Raw genomic sequence first — 21956 nt, forward strand, 5'->3', positions numbered from 1 at the left:
CAGCTGAACCCAACGAATTCCCTCCGGCGAGCACCCACCGCCCGCCGACAGCACAGGTGATGTCATGAACGACCGTTACGAAGCCGCAGGAAACCTGGTCGAGGCCCTGCTGCAACGCGCCTGCGAAATGCCGCGCAAGACTGCCCTGCGATTCATCGCCGAGAACGTCGAACAGCCCATCAGCTTCCGCGAGCTGGACGAGCGCGCCCGCGCCATGGCCGCCTGGATGCTGCGCCACGGCCGGCACGGCGACCGCGCCGTACTGCTGCTGCCCAGCGGCCCGGACTACGTCACGGCGTTCTTCGCCTGCCTCTACTCGGGCATCATCGCCGTGCCGGCCTATCCGCCGGAGTCGGTGCGCCCGCAGCACCTGGCGCGCCTGCGCTCGATCCTCGATGACGCCGAGCCCAGCCTGGTGCTCACCGACTCCACACTGATCGAAGCCCTGCGCCCGGCCTGCGCCCGCGAGAACGGCGAGAGCCCGCTGCTGCTGGCGGTGGACCAGGCCGACCCCGCGCTGGCCGTCGAATGGCAAATGCCCGAGCTGGCCGATGACGACATCGCCTTCCTGCAGTACACCTCCGGCTCCACCTCGACGCCCAAGGGCGTGCAGGTCAGCCATGGCAACCTGGTCGCCAACGAGCGGCTGATCCGTCACGGTTTCGGCATCGGTGACGACGATGTGATCGTCAGCTGGCTGCCGCTGTTCCACGACATGGGGTTGATCGGTGGGCTGCTGCAACCGATCTACAGTGGCATCGAGTGCGTGCTGATGTCGCCGCGCTACTTCCTCGAACGCCCGCGCCGCTGGCTGGAAGCCATCGCCCGTTTCGGCGGCACCGTCAGCGGCGGGCCGGACTTCGCCTACCGGCTGTGCTGCGAGCGGGTCAACGAGGCCGCGCTGGAAGGCCTGGACCTGAGCAAATGGCGCGTGGCCTTCTCCGGCTCCGAGCCGATCCGCCCGGACACCCTGGAACGCTTCGCCGCCTGGTTCGCCCCGGCGCAGTTCGACGCCTCGTCCTTCTACGCCTGCTACGGTCTCGCCGAAGCGACTCTGTTCGTCACCGGCGGCGTGCGCGGCGAGGGCATCGGCCAGCTGGAAGTGGACCTCAACGCCCTGGGCGAAAACGTCGCCCGCCCGGGCCGCGGCACTTCGCTGATCAACTGCGGCCGCACCCAGCCGGACCACGACGTGCAACTGGTCGATCCGGTGAGCGGCGAAACCCTCGGCCCGGACCGCGTCGGTGAAATCTGGAGCAGCGGCCCCAGCGTGGCGCTGGGCTACTGGCGCAACCCGGAGGCCAGCGCGCGCACCTTCGTCGAGAAGGACGGCCGCACCTGGCTGCGTACAGGCGACCTGGGCTTCCTGCACAACGGCGAACTCTTCGTCACCGGCCGCCTCAAGGACATGCTCATTGTTCGCGGGCAGAACCTCTACCCGCAGGACCTGGAACGCTGCGTGGAAGAAGAGGTAGACCTGGTGCGCAAGGGCCGCGTCTCCGCCTTCGCCATCGAACACCAGGGCCGCGACGGCATCGGCATCGCCGCCGAAGTCGGCCGTAGCGTGCGCAAACTGATCTCCGCCGAGGCGCTGGCCAAGGCCATCTCCGCCGCCGTGGCGGAAACCTTCCAGGAGGCGCCGCTGGTGGTGGCGCTGCTGGAGCCGGGCGCACTGCCCAAGACCTCCAGCGGCAAGCTGCAGCGCTCGGCGTGCCGCGCGCAGCTGCTCGATGGCAGCCTGCAGGCCTACGCCATCCAGCGTGCCGGCGAGCCGATCAGCGATGGCGCCAGTGCCAAGCCGGTTGCTGCACTGACCGCCGAGGAGCAAGCCATCGCCGCACTGTGGAGCGAAGTGCTGGAGCTGCCGGCGATTCGCCGCGACGACAACTTCTTCGCCCTGGGCGGCAACTCGATCAAGGCCACCCAACTGATGGCGCGCCTGCGCGAGCGTCTCGGTCGCGCGGTCGAGCTGCGCCTGCTGTTCGAAGCCCCGGAGCTGGGCGCCTTCGCCGTCGCGCTGGCCGCGTTGCCGACCACTCAGGTCGAGGCTGTACCGCAGGTCCCGCGTGACGGCCTGCTGCCGCTGTCGCCGGCCCAGCGCCGCCTGTGGTTCCTCTGGAAGCTGGAGGCGGAAAGCGCCGTCTACCATATCGCCGGGCGTATGAACCTGCGCGGCGAACTGCGCCGGCCGGCTGTGGAGCAAGCGTTCGCCGTGCTGCTGGGCCGCCACGAAACCTTGCGCAGCCGCTTTATCGAACAGTCGGACGGCGAAGTGTTGCTGAGTCTCTCCAACGACACGCAAGTGGAATTGACCGAGAGCGACTTCAGCTCCCTGGGCAACGCCCGCCGCGACATCGCCGCCCGCGAAGATGCGGAAGCCTTCGCTGCCGAACCCTTCGACCTGGCCGCCGGCCCGCTGCTGCGTCTGCGCCTGCAGAACCTCGGCGGCGGCCGCCAGGCGCTGCTGCTCTGCGTGCACCACATCATCGCCGATGGCTGGTCGCTGAACCTGCTGCTGGACGAATTCGCCGAGTGCTACCGCGCCATCGTCGAGCAGCGCGAGCCGGTGCTGCCGACGCTGTCGCGCCAGTACCTCGACCTTGCCGCCGCCCAGCAGAGCAAGCTGGAAGCAGGCGAGGGCGCTCGTCTGCTGGACTGGTGGAGCGAGCGCCTGGGCGACCAGCACTCGCCGCTGGAATTGCCGTTCGCCACCGGTGAAAAAGGCCAGAGCGCCGAGCTGATCGAACGAGAAGTCGACGCTGAGCTGACTCGCAAACTGCGTCAGCTGGCCCAGGCTCACGGCGCAACCCTGCCGATGCTGCTGCTCAGCGCCTACAACCTGCTGCTGCAGCGCTACAGCGGCCAGCACGACCTGCGCATCGGCCTGACCCAGGCTGGCCGCGAACTGCTCGACAGCGAGCGACTGGTCGGCTTCTTCGTCAACCTGCTGGTGCTGCGCAGCGAACTGCCCGAAGGTGCCAGCCTGCGCGGCGTGCTCCGCCAACTGCGCGACGACCTGCTGCAAGCCCAGGCACACCAGGGCCTGCCGTTCGAGCAACTGGTGGAGGCGCTGCAACCCGAGCGCGGCCACGGCCGCCATCCGCTGTGCCAGGTCGCTTTCGACCACCAGTGGCAACCGCGCGCCGGCAACGGCCTGCCGGGCCTGACCGTGGAAGCCCTGGAACAGCTCGACCTGGAAACCCCCTTCGACCTGGTGCTGCGCGTCCGCGAGGGCGAACAGACCCTGCGCCTGAGCTTCTGCTATGCCCGCGAGCGTTACGCCGCCGCTGGCATGCAGCGCCTCGTCGGGCACTTCCTCGACCTGTTGCGCGCACTGCCGCAAATGAATGCCGATGCCGTCCTCGACGCCCGCGACTGGCTGCCCGCCGGCGACTGGAGCATCGCCGTGGCCGGCGAGGCACCGGCCTTCGAGGCGCTGAGCGAAACCATCGCCGCCCAGGCTCGCCGCCATCCGGCAAAGATCGCGCTGATCGACGATCAACGCGAGATGAACTTTGCGGAACTGGAAGACCGCTCCAACCGCCTGGCGCAGCGCCTGATCCAGCGCGGCATCGGCCCGGAGCGCCGGGTTGCCGTGGCGCTGCCGCGTGGCGTGGATATCCCGCTGGCCCTGCTGGCCGTCATGAAGGCCGGCGGCGCCTACCTGCCGCTGGACGTCGACTACCCCGAGGAGCGCCTCGCCTGGCTGATGCAGGACGCCGGTGTGGACCTGCTGCTGACCAATGCCGCGCTGGCCGAGCGCCTGCCGCTGCCCGAGGGCGTCGAGCGCCTGGTGCTGGAAGAAGCCGACCTCGCCAACGCCCTGGCCGTGCGCCCGCTGCTGCGCATCCAGGCGCAGAACCTCGCCTACCTGATCTACACCTCCGGCTCCACCGGCCAGCCCAAAGGCGTTGCCGTCGCCCACGGCGAGATCGCCGCGCACTGCCGCGCCATCGGCCAGCGCTACGCCATGAGCGACGCCGACCGCGAGCTGATCTTCATGTCTTTCGCCTTCGACGGCGCCCATGAGCGCTGGCTCACCGCGCTGTCCCACGGCGGCAGCCTGCTGATCCGCAACGACGCCCTGTGGACCGCCGAGCAGACCCTGGAACAACTGCGCCGCCACGAAGTCACGGTGGCAGCCTTCCCGCCGGCCTATCTGCAACAGTTGGCTGAACAGGCAATGATCCACGGTCACGCGCCGAGTATGCGCATCTACTGCTTTGGCGGTGACGCGGTACCGGAAGCGGCCTACCAGTTGGCGCACCAGGCACTGAAGCCCGAACACCTGATCAATGGCTACGGCCCCACCGAAACCGTGGTCACCCCGATGCTCTGGAAGGCCGACGCGCGCACCACGTGCGGTGCGGCTTATGCGCCCATCGGCGAAGTCGTCGGCGGACGCAGCCTGTATATCCTCGACGACCGCCTGCAACCGCTGCCGCGCGGCGTGGCCGGCGAGCTGTACATCGGCGGCTACGGCCTGGCGCGTGGTTACCACCAGCGCGCCGGCATGACCGCCGAACGTTTCGTGGCCGACCCCTACGCGGACGGCTTGCGCCTTTACCGCAGCGGCGACCGCGTGCGCTGGCGTGAAGACGATGCGCTGGATTATCTCGGACGTGTCGACCAGCAGGTGAAGATCCGCGGCTTCCGCATCGAGCCGGGCGAGATCGAAGCCCGCCTGCGTGCGTTGCCCGGAGTGCGCGAAGCGGCGGTGATCGCCCGCGACAGCGAGCGCGGCAAGCGCCTGCTGGGCTACGTGACGGGTGAAAGTGTCGCCGAAGACATCCTGAAAGCCGCACTGCGTGCGCAACTGCCGGACTACATGGTGCCTTCGCGCATCCTCGTGCTTGGCGAAATGCCGCTCAACGCCAACGGCAAGATCGACCGCAAGGCATTGCCTGAGCCACAGGACGCTGCGAGCGCTACCGAAGCCCCGCGCGACGGCCTGGAAAGCCGCGTCGCCGCCGTCTGGGCCGAAGTGCTCGGCGTGCCGGCTATCGGCCGCGAGGATGATTTCTTCGAGCTGGGCGGCCACTCACTGCTGGCAACCCAGGTGATCTCTCGCCTGCGCCGCGACCTAGGCTGCGAAGTCCCGCTACGCGATGTGTTCGAGGCCAGCCGCCTGGACGAGTTTGCGGGCCGGCTCAGTGCGCTGAGTCCGAGCGCCCGCCCGCAGTTGCGTGCCATGGCCCGCGACGGCGACCTGCCGCTGTCCGCCGCGCAGAGCCGCCTGTGGTTCTTCTGGCAGATGGAGCCGGCCAGCGCCGCCTACAACGTTCCCGGTGCGCTGCGCCTGCGCGGTGAGCTGGACGAAAACGCCCTGCGCCGTGCCTTCGACGCCCTGGTGGCGCGCCACGAAACCCTGCGCACCACCTTCGACGAGGTGGATGGCCAGGCCTTCCAGCGCATCCAGCCGGCGCAGCCGCTGGACCTGGCGCGTGTCGATCTATCCGCCGAAGTCGACGCTGAAAGCGCCGCGCGCCGACTGGCCGAGGAGGAGGCGCTGCGTCCGTTCGACCTGCGCAACGGCCCGCTGCTGCGCCTGACCCTCATGCGATTGTCTCCAAAAGAAGTGGCCGACGCCGACCACGTGCTGCTGCTGACGATGCACCACATCGTCTCCGATGGCTGGTCGATCCGTGTGCTGGTGGACGAGTTCAGCCGCCTCTACGGCGCCTTCGCCGTTGGCGAGGAACTGCAATTGCCGGCGCTGCCGGTGCAGTACGCCGACTACGCCCAGTGGCAGCGCGAGCTGCTGGCGGGCGAGGAGGGACAGCGTCAGCTGAACTGGTGGACTGGACAACTCAGCCAGGACACACCTGTCCTGGAACTGGCCGCCGACCGTCCGCGTCCTGCTGTGCAGAGTTACCGCGGCGGCAGTCTCGGCTTCAGCCTGGACGCTGGGCTGGGTAGTCGTCTCAAGCAACTGGCCCGCGAGCAGGACGTCACCCTGTTCATGCTGCTGCTCGGCGCCTACGCGGTGCTGATGCAGCGCTACAGCGGCCAGCGCGACCTGCGCGTGGCCGTGCCCATCGCCAACCGACAGCAACTGGAAACCGAAGGCCTGATCGGCTTCTTCGTCAACACCCAGGTCATGCCGTGCGCACTGGCTGACGACGAATCCTTCGCTGCGCTGCTCGCTCGTCTCAAGCCGCTGGCACTGGGGGCACAAGCCAATCAGGACCTGCCGTTCGAACAACTGGTGGAAGCGCTGCAACCCGAGCGCAGCCTGGCCTACAACCCGCTGGTGCAGGTGAAGTTCAACTTCGGCTTCGACGTCAGCCGCCTGCCCGATGCCGGCGCGCTGAAGCTGGAGCTGTTCAGCGAGGAACAGTACGGCGCGCGCTTCGACCTCGCCCTGGACATGGCCGAGGCACTGGACGCCAGCGGCGCGCCGGGCGATGAACTGCGCGGCAGCTTCGTTTATGCCCGCGACCTGTTCGACGAGGACAGCGTCGCCGCTATCGCCGGCCAGTTCGAGGCGCTGCTTCGCCAGCTGTGCGCCGAACCGCAGCGTGCTCTCGGCGAGCTGCCGCGCCCGGTCGCTTCACGTCGTCGTGGCGAGGCGCGCCAGTGGCCGCAGCAGGACGTGCTCGCTCTGTTCGCCGCGCAAGCCGCCGCGCAACCGGATGCCATTGCGGTGCAGGATGAGGGTGTGCACTACAGCTATGCCGAACTGGATGCGCGCAGCAATCGCCTGGCCAACACGCTGATCGACAGCGGCGTGGAGCAGGGCGAGTGCGTCGCAATCTGCCAGGAGCGCAGCGCGCAGTGGGTTCTCCTGCTGCTGGGCGTGCTTAAGGCCGGTGCCACCTATGTACCGCTGGACCCGGCGCAGCCCGCCGAGCGCCTGCGCCAACTGCTCAAGGACAACGCCATCGGTCGCGTGCTGGTCAGCGATGCGGTGCTGGTGGAGACCTTCGGCGAAGCCGCCATGCTGATCCCGGCCGGTGGCCCAGAGCAGGGCATTGATGCCGCGCCCGCGCGGAACATCGACCCGCAGCAAGCCGCCTACGTCATCTTCACCTCCGGCTCCACCGGCCAGCCCAAGGGCGTGCGCGTCAGCCACGGGGCGCTGGCCAACTACGTGCAGGCCGTGCTGGAACGCCTGCAACTGGACCAGGGCCGCGCCCACGGTCTGGGCATGGCCATGGTCTCCTCGGTGGCCGCCGACCTTGGCCACACCACGCTGTTCGGCGCGCTGTGCGGCGGTGGTCGCCTGCACTTGGCGGATGCCCAGGCTGTGGCCGATGCCGAGCGCTTCGCCGCGTTCATGCAGGAGGTGGACGTGCTGAAGATCGTCCCCAGCCATCTTGCCGGTTTGCTGGCGGCGGCGCCGAATGCTGCCGCCGTGCTGTCGCGCCGCCTGCTGGTGGTGGGCGGTGAAGCCTGCGACCGCGCGATGCTGCAACCGCTGCGCGAGCTTGCACCCAAGCTGCGCATCGTCAACCACTACGGCCCCAGCGAATCCACCGTGGGCGTGCTGACCCACGAGTGGTCGCTGCTGGACGACCTGCCGGCGGGCAGCCTGCCCATCGGTACGCCGCTGGTCAATACCGCCGTCCGCGTTCTCGACGAGAACGGTCGCGATCTGCTGCCCGGCGTGCCGGGCGAGTTGTACATCGGTGGCGCGGGCTTGGCGCTGGATTACCTCGGCCAGCCGGAAATGACGGCCGAACGCTTCGTAGAGATCGAGGGGGAGCGCCTGTACCGCAGTGGCGACCGTGTGCGCCTGAACCGTCGCGGCGACGTGGAGTTCCTCGGCCGCGTCGACGACCAGGTGAAAATCCGCGGCTACCGCGTCGAACCGGGCGAACTGGCGCAGGCGCTGAAGCGCCTGCCGGGTGTGCGCGATGCCGTGGCGCTGGCCGAGCGCGAAGGCGACGGTCCGATGAAGCTTCTCGCCTGGGCCGTTGCCGAGGGGCAGAGCGTGGAAGCGCTGCGCGAAGCCCTGGCCGCCGAAGTCCCGGAATACCTGCTGCCGGCCCAGCTGATCCTGCTGGAACGCCTGCCGCTGAACGCCAACGGCAAGGTGGATCGCAAGGCCCTGCCGCGTGCCGAGTCGGTCGCCAAGGCAGTGGACAGCACGCCGCTGAGCGAACTGGAACAGCGCATCGCCGATATCTGGCAGGCCGTGCTGAAAGTCGAGCGCGTCGGCGCCGAAGACAACTTCTTCGAGCTGGGCGGCGACTCCATCCTCAGCCTGCAGATCATCGCGCGCATTCGAAAGCTGGGTTACAAGCTCAGCCCGAAACAGCTGTTCGAGCGCCAGAGCGTCCGCCAACTCGCGCAATGGCTGGAAAGCCGCGCGCCGGCTGCCGCTGCGGCACCGGCTCCGGTGGCCGCCGTCAGCGGCGAAGTCGCCTTGTCGCCGGTGCAGGCGCGTTTCTTCGAACGCGTGCCGAGCGCCCAGCGCCATCACTGGAACCAGGCACTGCTGCTGCAACCGCGCGAAGCGTTGGACAGCGATATCCTGGCCCGCGCGCTGCACTGGCTGGTCGGCCAGCATGACGCGCTGCGCCTGCGTTTCGACGGCAGCCGCCAGCGTTATGCCGAACAAGGCCCGCTCGATATGACCCTGTTGTGGCGTCGCCGCGCCGCCGACGCACGCACCCTGGAGCGCCTGTGCGACGACGCCCAGGCCAGCCTGGATATCGCCAACGGCCCGCTGCTGCGCGCCATGCACGTCACGCTGGAAAGCGGCGGCGAACGCCTGCTGCTGGTCATCCACCACCTTGCGGTGGACGGCGTGTCCTGGCGCATCCTGCTGGAGGACCTGCAATACGCCTACCGCGAGCTGCGCGCCGGCCGCACGCCCGCCGCGCTGCCACGCAGCGACAGCTACCAGGCGTGGAGCGCCCGCCAGCAGGCAGCCGCCAACAGCGCCGAAGTCGCTGCGGAGCTGGCTTACTGGCAAGGCGAACTGCGCGGTGCTCCGTCGCTCAACCGTGCCCGCAGCGACGCTCCGGCCACCTGGAAAGAAGCCGCCAATGCGCGCTTCAGCCTCGACGCTGAAACCACCCGCCAACTGCTCGGCCCTGCGCTGAAAGCGCAGCGCGTGCAGATCAACGACCTTCTGCTGACCGCACTGGCCCGAGCGCTGTGCGCCTGGACCGGCGAGTCCTCCGCACTGGTGGAAATGGAAGGCCATGGCCGGGATGCCTTCGATGGCGAAGCGGCGCTGGACCTGAGCCGTTCCGTGGGCTGGTTCACTGCGCTGTATCCGCTGCGTCTGCAAGCCGGCGGCGAGCCGGGCGCGGACCTGCGCGCCACCCGCGAACACCTGCGAAACCTGCCGCGCTCCGGCATGGGTTACGGCCAACTGCGTTACCTCAGCGAGCACGCGGCCAGCCTGCGTGACCTGCCGGCGCCGCAGGTGACCTTCAACTACCTTGGCCAGCTCGACCAGGCTTTTGCCGACGCCGACTTCCTGCCGGCCTTCGAAGGCGTCGGCCGCAGCCAGCCGCTGAATGCCGCGCTGGGCAATGCGCTGGTCTACGCCGGCCGTGTGCTGGGCGGTGAGCTGAGCCTGGAAGTCACCTACAGCAGCGCGATGTTCGACGCTGCCGACGTCGATGAGCTGCAAGCGCTGCTGCGCGCCGAATTGCAGGCGCTGGTGGCGTACTGCTTGGCGACGCCGCGCAAGCTGGAGGCCGCTGAGCTGCCGCTGGTCGATCTGGATCAGGCCCAGCTCGATGCGCTGCCGTTGCCGGCTGGAGTCGATGACCTCTATCCGCTGTCGCCGATGCAGCAGGGCATGCTGTTCCATGCCCTCGACGTGCCGGGCTCGTCGCTCTACGTCAACCAACTGCGCGTCGATCTGGACGGCCTCGATGAAGCCCGCTTCCTCGACGCCTGGCATGCGGTCATTGCCCGCCACGCCAACCTGCGCACCGGCTTCCTCGCCAGTGCGGATTCGGCGCCGTTGCAATTCGTCCTGCGTGAGGTGCAGTTGCCGGTGCAGTCCTTCGACTGGCGCGACCAGCAGGTGAGCGAGCAGCAGCTGGAAAGCGTCGCCGACGCCCAGCGCAACCTCGGCTTCGACCTGGCCCAGCCGCCGCTGCAACGCCTGGCGCTGGTGCGCCTCGATGAGCGCCGCTACCACCTGATCTGGACCTGCCACCACCTGCTGCTGGATGGCTGGAGCAGCGCGCGGCTGATCGGCGAAGTGCTCGTTCTCTACCGTGGTGAGACGCTGCCGGCGCCCATCGCGCAGTACGGCGACTACATCGGCTGGCTGCGTGCCCAGGACGGCACCGTCGGTGAAACCTTCTGGCGCGAGCGCCTGAAAGGCTTCGACGAGCCGACCCTGCTGGCCACCGCCTGCAGCGCGAGCTTCCGCGAGGAACCGTTGCGCGAGTTGCACAGCCGTCTCGACACGGCGCCGCTGCAACGCTTCGCTCAGGCCCAGCGCATCACCCTCAACACCCTGGTGCAGGGCGCCTGGGCGCTGCTGCTGCAACGCTACTGCGGCCAGCGCAGCGTGACCTTCGGCGCCACCGTTGCCGGTCGCCCGGCGACCCTGCCGGGGGCAGAGGAGAGCCTCGGCCTGTTCATCAACACGCTGCCGATCCTGCAGACCCCGGACGACGCCCAGCGCGTTGGCGACTGGCTGCGTGAGCTGCAGGCCTTCAATCTCGACGTGCGCGAGTTCGAGCACACGCCGCTGTACGACATCCAGCGCTGGGCCGGCCGTGGCGGCCAGGCGATGTTCGACAGCCTCATCGTGTTCGAGAACTTCCCCATGGATGCGGCGCTGTCGTCGTCCGCGAACGATGAGCTGCGCATCCTCGGCCATCGTCCCGTGGACGGCACCAACTACGCCCTGGCGCTGGTGGCCAGTGCCGGCGAGCAGTTGGACGTGCGCTACACCTACCGTGCCGACCGCTTCAGCGCGAGCCAGATCGAACAGCTGCGTGGCCACTTCGAGCGCTTGCTGCTGGCTCTGGTGGAAGACGCCGAGCGTCCGCTGGGCCGCGTCAGCCAACTGGGCGGTGACGAGCGCCATGCACTGCTACAACGCTTCAACGACACCGATGCCGCTTTCCCGGCAGACGTACAACTGCAAAGTCTGATCGAGCGCCAGGTTGCGGCGACCCCGGCCGCGCTGGCCCTGCAATTCGGCGAGCAGCGCCTGAGCTACGCCCAGCTCAACGCCCGCGCCAACCAGCTCGCGCACTGGCTGCGCGGCCAGGGTGTCGGCCCGGATGTGCTGGTCGGTGTGGCTGCCGAGCGTTCGGTGGAGCTGGTGGTGGCCCTGCTGGGTATCGTCAAGGCCGGCGGCGCCTATGTGCCGATGGACCCGGACTACCCGCAGGATCGCCTGCAACACATGCTGGGCGACAGCGGCGTCAATCTGCTGCTGACCCAGCAACACCTGTTGGAACGCCTGCCGCAGACGGCTGCGAAAACGCTGTGCCTGGACAGCCAGTGGAGCGAAATCGCCACGGCTTCCGAGCAGAACCCGGCCATCGAGGGAAGCCCGCAGAACCTCGCGTACCTGATCTATACCTCCGGCTCCACGGGCAAGCCCAAGGGCGCCGGCAACAGCCACCGCGCGCTGGTCAACCGCCTGCACTGGATGCAGAAGGCCTATGCGCTGGATGCCTCCGACCGCGTGCTGCAGAAGACTCCGTTCAGCTTCGACGTGTCGGTGTGGGAGTTCTTCTGGCCGCTCATGACCGGCGCTGCCCTGGTGGTCGCCGCGCCCGGTGCGCACCGCGACCCGGCGGCATTGCGTCAGGTGATCGAGGCGGGGCAGGTCACCACGCTGCACTTCGTGCCGTCGATGCTGCAGGCCTTTGTCGCTTCCGGCGAACTGGAGCGCTGCACGTCGCTGCTGCAGGTGATGTGCTCCGGCGAGGCGCTGCCCTACGAGCTGCAACAGCAGTTCCGCCAGCGCAGCAGCGCGAAGCTGCACAACCTCTACGGCCCCACCGAGGCGGCGATCGACGTCAGTTTCTGGACCTGCGACGAGGACAGTGCGCGGCAGGTCGTGCCCATCGGCCGGCCCATCGACAACCTGCGCCTGGTGCTGCTGGACGAGCGCCTGGAGCCGGTGCCGCAAGGTGTGGCTGGCGAGCTGTACATCGGCGGCGTCGGCCTGGCGCGCGGCTACCACGCGCGTCCCGGCCTGACCGCGGAGCGCTTCGTCGCCGATCCCTTCGGCAGCGCTGAACGTCTCTATCGCACCGGCGACCTGGCTCGCCAGCGCGAGGACGGCGCCATCGAGTACCTGGGCCGCCTCGATCACCAGGTGAAGATCCGTGGCCTGCGCATCGAACTGGGCGAGATCGAGGCGCGCCTGCAAGCGCAGCCGGAAGTCAGCGAGGCCGTGGTGGTGGCGAAGGACGGCGTACTGCTGGCCTACGTGGTCGCCAGCGCCGAGCCCGAGGCGCTGCGCCAGGCACTGCAAAGTGAGCTGCCGGACTACATGGTGCCGTCGCGGATCATCGTCCTTGATGCCATGCCGCTGTCGCCCAACGGCAAGCTGGACCGCAAGGCCCTGCCGGACCCGCAACTGGGCGATAGCCAGCGTGAGTACGTGGCACCGCGCAGCGACCTGGAAGTGGAGTTGGCCGGTATCTGGCAGCACGTATTGCAGGTGGATCGCGTCGGCCTGCACGACGACTTCTTCGAGCTGGGCGGCCACTCGCTGCTGCTCACCCAGGTCGGCTTGACCCTGCGTCAGCGCCTGGGGCTGGAGTTGCCGCTGCACCGCCTGTTCGAGCTGAGCAACCTCTCATCACTGGCCGCCTGGATCGAAAGCCAGCGGGCAAGCTCCGCCAGCGCGGAAGAGGAACTGGACCTGATGGATGAACTGCTCGGCGAGCTGGAGAACCTGTAATGAACCACCCGATGGACGCCCAGCTGAAGCAGGTCGCGGAGCGCCTTGGCGCACTGTCCGAGGACAAGCAGATCATCTTCCTGCGCCAGCTCCGCGAGAAAGGCGTGAGCCTGTCGCGCCTGCCGATTCTCCGTGAGGGGCGCGAATACGCGCCGCTGTCGGCGGCCCAGGCGCGCCTGTGGTTCCTCTGGCAGATGGAGCCGCACAGCGCCGCCTACAACATCCCGGCCGCCGTGCGCCTGCGCGGCACGCTGGACGAGGGTGCACTGGAACGTGCCTTCACCGCCCTGATCGCACGCCATGAAAGCCTGCGCACAGTCTTCCGCAACGTAGAGGATCGCTCTGGTAGGGCGAATGACGCGCAGCGTCATCCGCCGAAACCTGGGCAGGATGCGACGGCGGATAACGCTGGCGCGTTATGCGCCCTACAGGTGCCCGATGACGAAGTCATGCAGTGCATCCTGCCGCCTGGGCCGGCGCATCTGGAGGCGAAGGATTTCGGTAGCGAAGCCGAGGCGCGGCAATGGCTCAACGAATGCGCCCAGCGCTCTTTCGATCTCGCCGAAGGCCCGCTGCTGCGCCTGCACCTGGCGCGGCTGCCAGGTGAAGCGCTGCTGCTGGTGAACCTGCATCACATCATCGCCGACGGCTGGTCCATCGGTGTGCTGATCGATGACTTCTCGGAGTTATACAAAGCCGAAGTAAACGGCACCCAGGCCGAGCTGGAGACCTTGCCGATCCAGTACAGCGACATCGCCCGCTGGCAGCGCCTGTGGCTGGCGGCCGGCGAGGGCGAGCGGCAACTGGCCTACTGGCAGGAGCAACTGGGCGACGAATCGCTGCTGCTGACCCTGCCGGGCGACCGGCCGCGCCCGCTGGTGCAGAGCTACCGCGGCGCCACCCTGGCCTTCGAGATGCCGCGCGGGCTGAGCGACTCCCTGCGCGAACTGGCGCGGGGGCAGGGCGCCACGCTGTTCATGCTGATCCTCGCTGCGTACCAACTGCTGCTGTCGCGCTACAGCGGCCAGCGCGAGCTGCGCGTCGGCGTGCCCATCGCCGGCCGAGGCCGTGCCGAGAGCGAGCGGCTGATCGGCTTCTTCGTCAACACCCAGGTGCTGTCCGCGCGTATCGATGGCGACGAATCCTTCAACGCCTTCCTGGCCCGCACCCGTGAAGCGGTGCTCGGCGCCCAGGCCAACCCGGACCTGCCGTTCGAACAACTGGTGGATGCGCTGCAACCCGAGCGCAGCCTGAGCTACAACCCGCTGTTCCAGGTGGCCTGCAACCACCAGCCGAGCCGTCGCGATGCCCTGCGCGAGCTGCCCGGCGGCCTGCAGCTGGAAGGCCTGGAACTGGACAGCGGCATCGCCAAGTTCGACCTGACCCTGAACACCGAGGAAAGCCGCGACGGCCAGGTGCGCGGGCAGTTCATGTACGCCACCGACCAGTTCGACGCGGCGACCCTCTCACGCCTCTGCGGGCATTTCCTCAACCTGTTGCGCGGCATCGTCGCCGATCCGCAATGCCCGGTCGCGCGCCTGCCGTTGCTCGATGGCCGCGAGCGCGAGCAATTGCTCTACGGCTGGAACGCCACCGACATCGATTACCCGCGCGACGCTTGCCTGCATCAGTTGATCGAGCAGCAGGCGGCGCGCACGCCGAACGATATCGCGCTGACCGATGGCCAGCGCAGCTTCAGCTACACCGAGCTGAACAGCCGCGCCAACCGCCTCGCGCACTGGCTGCGCGAGCAGGGCGTCGGCCCGGACAGCCGCGTCGGCGTGGCGCTGGAACGCTCCGTCGAACTGCCGGTGGCTTTGCTCGCCGTGCTCAAGGCCGGCGGCGCCTACGTGCCGCTGGACCCGGAATTCCCCGGCGAACGCCTGGCGCACATGCTCGAAGACGGTGGCGTGCGCCTGCTGCTGACCCAGCAGCACCTGCTCGGCGAACTACCGCAGACAGGCGCCCGCGCGTTCTGCCTGGACCGTGACTGGGAACAACTGGAAGGCTACGCCGACAGCGACCTGCAAAACCTCGCGCGCCCGGACGATCTCGCCTACGTCATCTACACCTCCGGCTCCACCGGCAAGCCCAAGGGTGTCGCGGTGCGCCACGGCGGGGTGATCAACTTCATGCTCAGCATGGCCCGTGAGCCGGGGCTGGAAGCGCGGGACCGCGTGCTCGCGCTGACCTCGCTGTCCTTCGATATTTCCGCGTTGGAGCTATACCTGCCGCTGCTGGTCGGCGGCCGCGTGGTGCTGGTGGACCGCGACGTCGCCCGCGACCCGACGCGCCTGCTGGGCGTGGCATTGGAGCAGGGCGTGACGGTGATCCAGGCGACGCCGAGTACCTGGACCTTACTCAGTGGCCACGAGGACTTCCGGCGCCTGACCGGCTGCCGCTTCTTCTGCGGCGGCGAGGCGTTGTCCGCCGAGCTGGCGGACAAGCTCACCACGCAGACCGAGGCCCTGTGGAACCTCTACGGCCCCACCGAAACCACCATCTGGTCGGCGGCCTGGAAGATCGACAAGGGCGCCCGCGCACTGCTCGGCAAGCCCATCGCGAACACCCAGCTGTACATTCTCGATGGCGAGCTGCAACCGGCGCCCATCGGCGTGGCCGGCGAGCTGTACATCGCCGGCGACGGCCTGGCGCGTGGCTACCACGGACGCCCCGAGCTGACCGCCGAGCGCTTCGTCGCCGATCCCTACAGCAGGGATTCCAATGCACGCATGTACCGCACCGGCGACCTTGCGCGCTGGCGGGCAGATGGTGTGCTGGAATACCTCGGCCGCATCGACCACCAGGTGAAGATTCGCGGCTTCCGTATCGAACTGGGCGAGATCGAGTCACGCCTGCTCGGCCAACCCGGCGTGCGCGAGGCAGTGGTGATCGCCCGCGATGCGGGGCAGGTGAAGCAACTGGTGGGCTACGTGACCGGTCAGATCGATACCGACCTGCGCACCGCGCTGCTGGAAGAGCTGCCGGACTACATGGTGCCTGCGCAGATTGTCCTGCTGGAGCGCATGCCGCTCACGCCCAACGGCAAGCTGGACCGCAAGGCCCTGCCGGAGCCGGACTTCAGTCTGTTGCAGAAAAGCTACCGCGCGCCGGAGAGCGAGCGTGAGCAGACACTCGCGGCCATCTGGTGCGCCGTGCTGGGCCTGGAACGGGTCGGCCTGGACGACAATTTCTTCGAGCTGGGCGGTGACTCCATCGTTTCCATCCAGGTGGTCAGCCGCGCCCGCGCCGCGGGACTGCAGCTGAGCCCGAAGGACCTGTTCCAGCACCAGACGCTGCAAGCGCTGGCCCGCGTGGCAGGTGATTTCGTAGTGGTCGAAGCGCCGGCAAGCAACGCTGCCATCGAAGCGCAAGATCATGCCCAACTGGCCGCGCTCGGTCTGAGCCCCGACGAGATCGAAGACCTCTACCTGCTGTCGCCCATGCAGCAGGGCATGCTGTTCCACGGCGTGGATGGCAGCGAAGGCGGTGTCTACGTCAACCAGCTGCGCGTGGCAGTGCAGGGGTTGGACGTCGAGCGCTTTCGCGCCGCCTGGCAGGCAGCGCTGGATGCCCATGACAACCTGCGCGCAGGCGTGCATTGGCAAGGCCTCGATAAACCGCTTCAGGCCGTGCACAAACGTGTCGAGCTGCCGCTGGAAGTTCTGGACTGGCGTGGCCGCGAGGACATGGATGCGGCACTGGACGAGCTGGCTGCCGCCGAACGCGGCCGCAGCTTCGACCTGGAGCGTCCACCGCTACTGCGTCTGGTGCTCGTGCGCAGCAGCGAGGACAGCCACCAACTGGTCTACACCCACCATCACATCCTGCTCGACGGCTGGAGCAACGCCCAACTGTTCGCCGAAGCCCTGCGCCGCTACAACGGCGAAAGCATCGCCGAGCAGGGCCGCTATCGCGACTACATCCACTGGCTGCAAGCCCAGGATCAGCAGCAGGCGCAGGACTTCTGGAGCGCGCGCCTGCAAGGCTTCGCCCAGCCCACCGTGCTGGCTGACAGCCTGGCGCGCCCGGCCGAGGGCAGCGGCCACGGCCTGGAATACAGCCGCTACGACGCGGCGGCCACCGAGCGCCTGAAGGCCTTCGCCCGTAGCCAGCGGGTGACGCTCAATACCCTGGTGCAGGCGGCGTGGATTCTCCTGCTGCAACGCTACACCGGCCAGCAACGCGTGGCCTTTGGCGCCACCGTGGCAGGGCGCCCGGCGCAACTGGCCGGCGCCGACAGCCTGCTGGGCCTGTTCATCAACACGCTGCCCATCGTCCAGGCGCCGGCCGAACACGCCGATCTGGGCGACTGGCTGCGCGAACTGCAGGCCTACAACCTGGACGTGCGCGAGTTCGAGCACACGCCGCTGTACGATATCCAGCGCTGGGCCGGCCAGGCCGGGCAGGCGCTGTTCGACAGCATCATCGTGTTCGAGAACTACCCGGTGGACGAGGTGCTGCGCAGCGCCCAGGGCCCGCGTTTCGGCGAGCTGAAATCCAAGGACGAGACCAGCATCCCGATGGACCTGGCGGTGCGGGTCGGCGACAGGCTGGAGATCGAATACCAGTACCTGCGCGCGCACTTCAGCGCACCGGCCGTGGCGCGCCTGCGCGGCAACCTGGAGCAGGTGCTGGACAGCCTGCTGCACGGCGCTGGCAAGCGCGTGAGCGAGCTGCAATGCCTGTCGGCCAATGACCGCGCGGCGCTGGAAGCCTGCCGTGGCCCGCACCAGTCCTTGCCGCACGCCGAGCCGGTGCATCTGGCCATCGCGCGTCAGGCGGCTCTGCGCGGCGATGACGTGGCGCTGATCTGTGGCGACGAGGAGATCGACTACGCGGCGCTGGAGCGCGACTCCAACCGCCTGGCCCATCGGCTGATGGCGCTGGGTGTCGGCCCGGAAGTTCGCGTCGGCGTGGCGTTGCCGCGCAGCGTGCGCATTCCCTTGGCGCTGCTGGCGGTGCTCAAGGCTGGTGGCGCCTACGTGCCGCTGGACGCCGAGTACCCGCGCGAGCGCCTGGAATTCCAGATGGCCGATGCCGGCATTGCTCTGCTGATCACCGACAGCCGACTGCGCGAGCGCCTGCCGCTGCCGGCAGGGGTGAAGTGCCTGGAGCTGGACGGCCTCGATCTTTCTGGCGAAGACAGCGACCTGCCGGTGGTGGCGCTGGAGCCGGAAAACCTCGCCTACCTGATCTACACCTCCGGCTCCACCGGCAAGCCCAAGGGCGTGGCGGTCAGCCACGGCCCGCTGGCCATGCACTGCGCGGCCATTGGCGAGCTGTACCAGATGGGCGCGGCGACCCGCGAGCTGCACTTCATGTCGTTCGCCTTCGACGGCGCCCACGAGCGCTGGCTGACCACCCTGTTCCACGGCGGCAGCCTGGTGCTGCGCGGCGATGAGCTGTGGACGCCGGAACAGACCTATCGCGTGCTGGACGACAAACAGGTGAGCGTGGCGGCCTTCCCGCCGGTCTACCTGCAGCAGTTGGCCGAGCACGCCCTGCGTGACGGCAACCCGCCGCCGGTGCGCATCTACTGCTTCGGCGGCGACGCGGTGCCCAACGCCAGCTTCGAACTGGCCAAGCGCGCTCTGCGTGCCGAACACCTGATCAATGGCTACGGCCCTACGGAAACCGTGGTCACGCCGCTGCTGTGGAAGGCCGACCGCGCGACTGCCTGTGATGCCGCCTACGCGCCCATCGGTAAGGGTGTCGGCGCGCGTAAGCTGTACATCCTCGACGAACAACTGCGCCAGGTTCCGCTGGGCGTGGCGGGCGAGCTGTACATCGGCGGCGACGGCCTGGCGCGCGGCTACCACGAGCGCGCCGGATTGACTGCCGAGCGTTTTGTTGCCGATCCGTTCGATATGAAGGGCGGCCGCCTGTATCGCTCCGGTGACCTCGTGCGTGGCCGCGCCGATGGCGTGATCGACTACGTGGGTCGGATTGACCACCAGGTGAAGATTCGCGGCTTCCGTATCGAACTGGGCGAGATCGAGGCGCGGCTGCAGGATCACCCGCAGGTCAGCGAAGCGCTGGTGGTCGCTCGCGACGGTATCAGCGGCAAGCAACTGGTCGGTTACGTGGTCGGTGAAGTCGACGGCGACACACTGCGCAGCTTCCTCCGCGAGCAGGTACCGGACTACATGGTACCGGCGCAGATTCTCAAGCTTGCGCGCTTCCCGCTGTCGCCCAACGGCAAGATCGACCGCAAGGCACTGCCCGAGCCGACCTGGCAGGGCGAGGCCTACGAGGCGCCGCGCAACGAGCGCGAGCAGGCCCTGGCCGACATCTGGCAGGACGTGCTGCAAGTGGAGCGCGTCGGCATCCGCGACAACTTCTTCGATCTGGGCGGCGACTCCATCCTCAGCCTGCAGATCGTTTCCCGCGCCCGCCAGGCGTTGGGCGAGGGCGTGGAGATTCGTCTGCGCGACCTGCTGCAGTACCAGACCATCGCCGGCCTGCTGGAGCGGGCCGAGAGCGTGGCAGAGGCCGCGCCGATAACGGCCGTGGAAATTGCCGATGATGGCGAATCCTTCGGCCTGGTGCCGATCCAGCAATGGATGTTCGAGCAGCAGCTGGAGGAGCCGAACCACTTCAACCAGGCGGTGTTGCTGGAGTGCCGCCAGCGTCTGGATGCCGATGCGCTGGAGGCGGCGTTGCAAGGCTTGCTGGCCGAGCATGGCAGCCTGCGCCTGTCCTTCGCCCGGGGCGCGGATGGCGTGTGGCGTCAGCGTTATCGCGACGCCAGCGAGATCACCGGCGCGCTGCTCTGGCAGCGCCAGGCGGCCAACGCCGAGGAGGCGCTGCTGATCGCCAACCAGGCGCAGCGCAGTCTCGATCTTGCCGAAGGTCGCCTGCTGCGCGGGGTGCTGACCGACATGGCCGACGGCACCCAGCGCCTGTTGCTGGTGATCCACCACCTGGGCGTGGACGGCGTGTCCTGGCGCATCCTGCTGGAGGAACTGCAACAGCGTTACGCCACGCAGGTCAGCGGCGAGCCGGCGCCACGCTTCGAGCGAACCAGCGCCTACCGCGCCTGGGCAGAAGGCCTGCGCGAGTATGCCGACAGCCAGTTGGCGCAAGGCGACCTACCGTACTGGCTGGAGCAGACCGACACCGCCGGCCTGGGCGAGCCGCAGCGCGACAATCCGCGCGGTGCCGAGCGCATGGCGCACCTGGAACAGTCGTTCCTGCGCCTGGACCGCGAACAGACCCAGCGCCTGCTGAAGGTCGCGCCCGAGGCCTACCGCACGCAGATCAACGACCTGCTGCTGACCGCCCTGGGCCGCACGCTGTGCCAGTGGTGCGACAGCGAGTCGGTGCTGATCGGCCTGGAAGGTCACGGCCGCGAAGACATCCTCGACAGCGTCGACCACAGCCGCACGCTCGGCTGGTTCACCAGCCTGTTCCCGCTGCGCCTGACGCCGGGGCAGGGCAGTTACGCCCAGGCCATCCCGGCGATCCGCCAGCAACTGCGCGCGGTGCCGGACAAGGGCATTGGCTACGGCGCCTTGCGCTACCTGGGTGACAGCGCGCTGCGCCGCCAACTGGCCGCCCGCGCCGATCCGCGCGTCACCTTCAACTATCTCGGCCAGTTCGACCAGAGCTTCGATGAGAAGGCGCTGTTCGTGCCCTTGCAGGAGAAGCCCGGCGACACCTACGCCGCCAGTACGCCGATGAACAACTGGCTGGAGATCGTTGGCCAGGTCTACGACGGCGAGCTGACCCTGCGCTGCATGTTCAGCCGTCGGGTGTTCCGCCCGTCACGCATCGAGGCGCTGATGGCGCTGCTGCGTGAAGAACTGGATGGCGTGATCGGCCATTGCTGTTCCCAGGTGGAAGCCGGCGCACGTTCGGAGCAGGCCACGGTATGAATGCATTTCTGAAAGAGGTCGGCATGCTGCACCCGGAGATTTCCGCGTTTCTCGATATGGTCGACGAGGGCCGCCGCGGTGGCCGGCCGGCGTTGCACGAACTGCCAGTGGAGCAGGCGCGGCTGGATTTCGAGTCTGCCTCGGAATCGCTCAGGGCCGGAGCGCCGTCGATGCCGGTGGAGGAGTTGCTCATTCCCGCGCGGGAGGGCCGGCAGCTGCCGGTTCGTCTGTACCGGCCGGCAGGAGCCGGCGAGGGGGCGATTCTGTATTTCCACGGCGGCGGATACACGGTTGGCAGCCTGGATTCCCATGACGGCCTGTGCCGATTGCTGGCGAAGCACTGCGATTGCGCGGTGATTTCGGTGGGTTACCGGTTGGCTCCGCAAGCGCCGTTTCCGGCCGCGACCTTCGATGCGCGCGATGCCTGGAGCTGGCTGCTGAACTCGGCTGCCAGCCTCGGCCTGAACACTCGCCGTCTGGCAGTGGGCGGCGATAGCGCCGGCGCTACCCTGGCCACGGTGCTGTGCGCCGAACTGGCCGGCGAGGGCGCCGAGCAACCCTGCGCCCAACTGCTGTTCTACCCGGCGGCGGATGCCAGTCGGCGCAGCGAATCCCAGGAGCTGTTCGCCGAGGGCTATCTGCTGGAAACGGCCAGTCTGGACTGGTTCTACGACCAGTACCTGCCCGAGGTTGCACAGCGCAGCGATTGGCGTTGCTCACCGGTCCGGGCGGGTGTGGCTCTGCAGGGCAGCGCCCCGGCACTGCTGTTCGCGGCGGAGTTCGATCCGCTGCTGGACGAGGGCCTGGGCTACGCGAAGGCGCTGGTGGAACAGGGTGTGGAAGTCGAGGCTGAACGCTGCTGCGGCATGACCCACGACTTTCTGCGCATGGGCAACCTGGTGCCGGAAGTCGAAGGGTACTACCGGCGGGTAGCGGAGTTCCTCGCGGCTCGGTGGTAGCCAAGTTCATGCTCCAACGGGCGTGGCAATCCTGTAGGAGCGGATCTTATCCGCGATCCGGCCGGCAGGCCGACAGCGGAAGAATTGCATCGCTGTCGCGATGATCGCGGAGAAGCTCCGCTCCTACGAAAGCGTAGGCTCCTTCGCGCTGCGGATCGGCCTCGGCGTTCGCGGCGCGCTAGTAGCCGTGAACATGCCCCTGCGGGCGTTGCAGCCCTGTAGGAGCGGATCTTATCCGCGATCCGGCCGGCAGGCCGTCAGCGG

At 68.3% G+C, this 21956-nt stretch carries 3 protein-coding genes; all 3 read left to right on the forward strand.

Annotated elements, in window-relative coordinates; all coding sequences use genetic code 11:
- The first annotated feature begins 64 nt into the window (after positions 1 to 64).
- From JVX91_RS19100 to JVX91_RS19110, 3 genes are read left to right on the forward strand one after another with little or no spacing between them, the layout of a single operon-like run.
- The gene (locus JVX91_RS19100; RefSeq protein ID WP_205335740.1) at positions 65 to 12853 is read left to right on the forward strand and encodes a non-ribosomal peptide synthase/polyketide synthase; all 12789 of its coding nucleotides are present in this window, start codon (positions 65 to 67) and stop codon (positions 12851 to 12853) included.
- Positions 12853 to 20733 carry a non-ribosomal peptide synthetase gene (locus tag JVX91_RS19105; protein ID WP_205335741.1) on the forward strand — a complete coding sequence of 2627 codons (7881 nt, stop codon included), beginning with the start codon at positions 12853 to 12855 and terminating at the stop codon, positions 20731 to 20733. The genes JVX91_RS19100 and JVX91_RS19105 overlap by 1 nt, the downstream gene beginning before the upstream one ends.
- A complete protein-coding gene (locus tag JVX91_RS19110) occupies positions 20730 to 21692 on the forward strand; it encodes an alpha/beta hydrolase (protein WP_205335742.1) in 963 nt (320 codons plus the stop codon). The genes JVX91_RS19105 and JVX91_RS19110 overlap by 4 nt, the downstream gene beginning before the upstream one ends.
- The last annotated feature ends 264 nt before the right edge of the window (positions 21693 to 21956 follow it).

The organism is Pseudomonas sp. PDNC002, assembly GCF_016919445.1.
Classification (GTDB): Bacteria; Pseudomonadota; Gammaproteobacteria; order Pseudomonadales; family Pseudomonadaceae; genus Pseudomonas.

Excerpts from the sequence above, each read along its gene's own strand:
- JVX91_RS19100 (WP_205335740.1), top strand. The coding sequence starts at position 65 with ATGAACGACCGTTACGAAGCCGCAGGAAACCTGGTCGAGGCCCTGCTG.
- JVX91_RS19105 (WP_205335741.1), top strand. The coding sequence starts at position 12,853 with ATGAACCACCCGATGGACGCCCAGCTGAAGCAGGTCGCGGAGCGCCTT.
- JVX91_RS19110 (WP_205335742.1), top strand. The coding sequence starts at position 20,730 with ATGAATGCATTTCTGAAAGAGGTCGGCATGCTGCACCCGGAGATTTCC.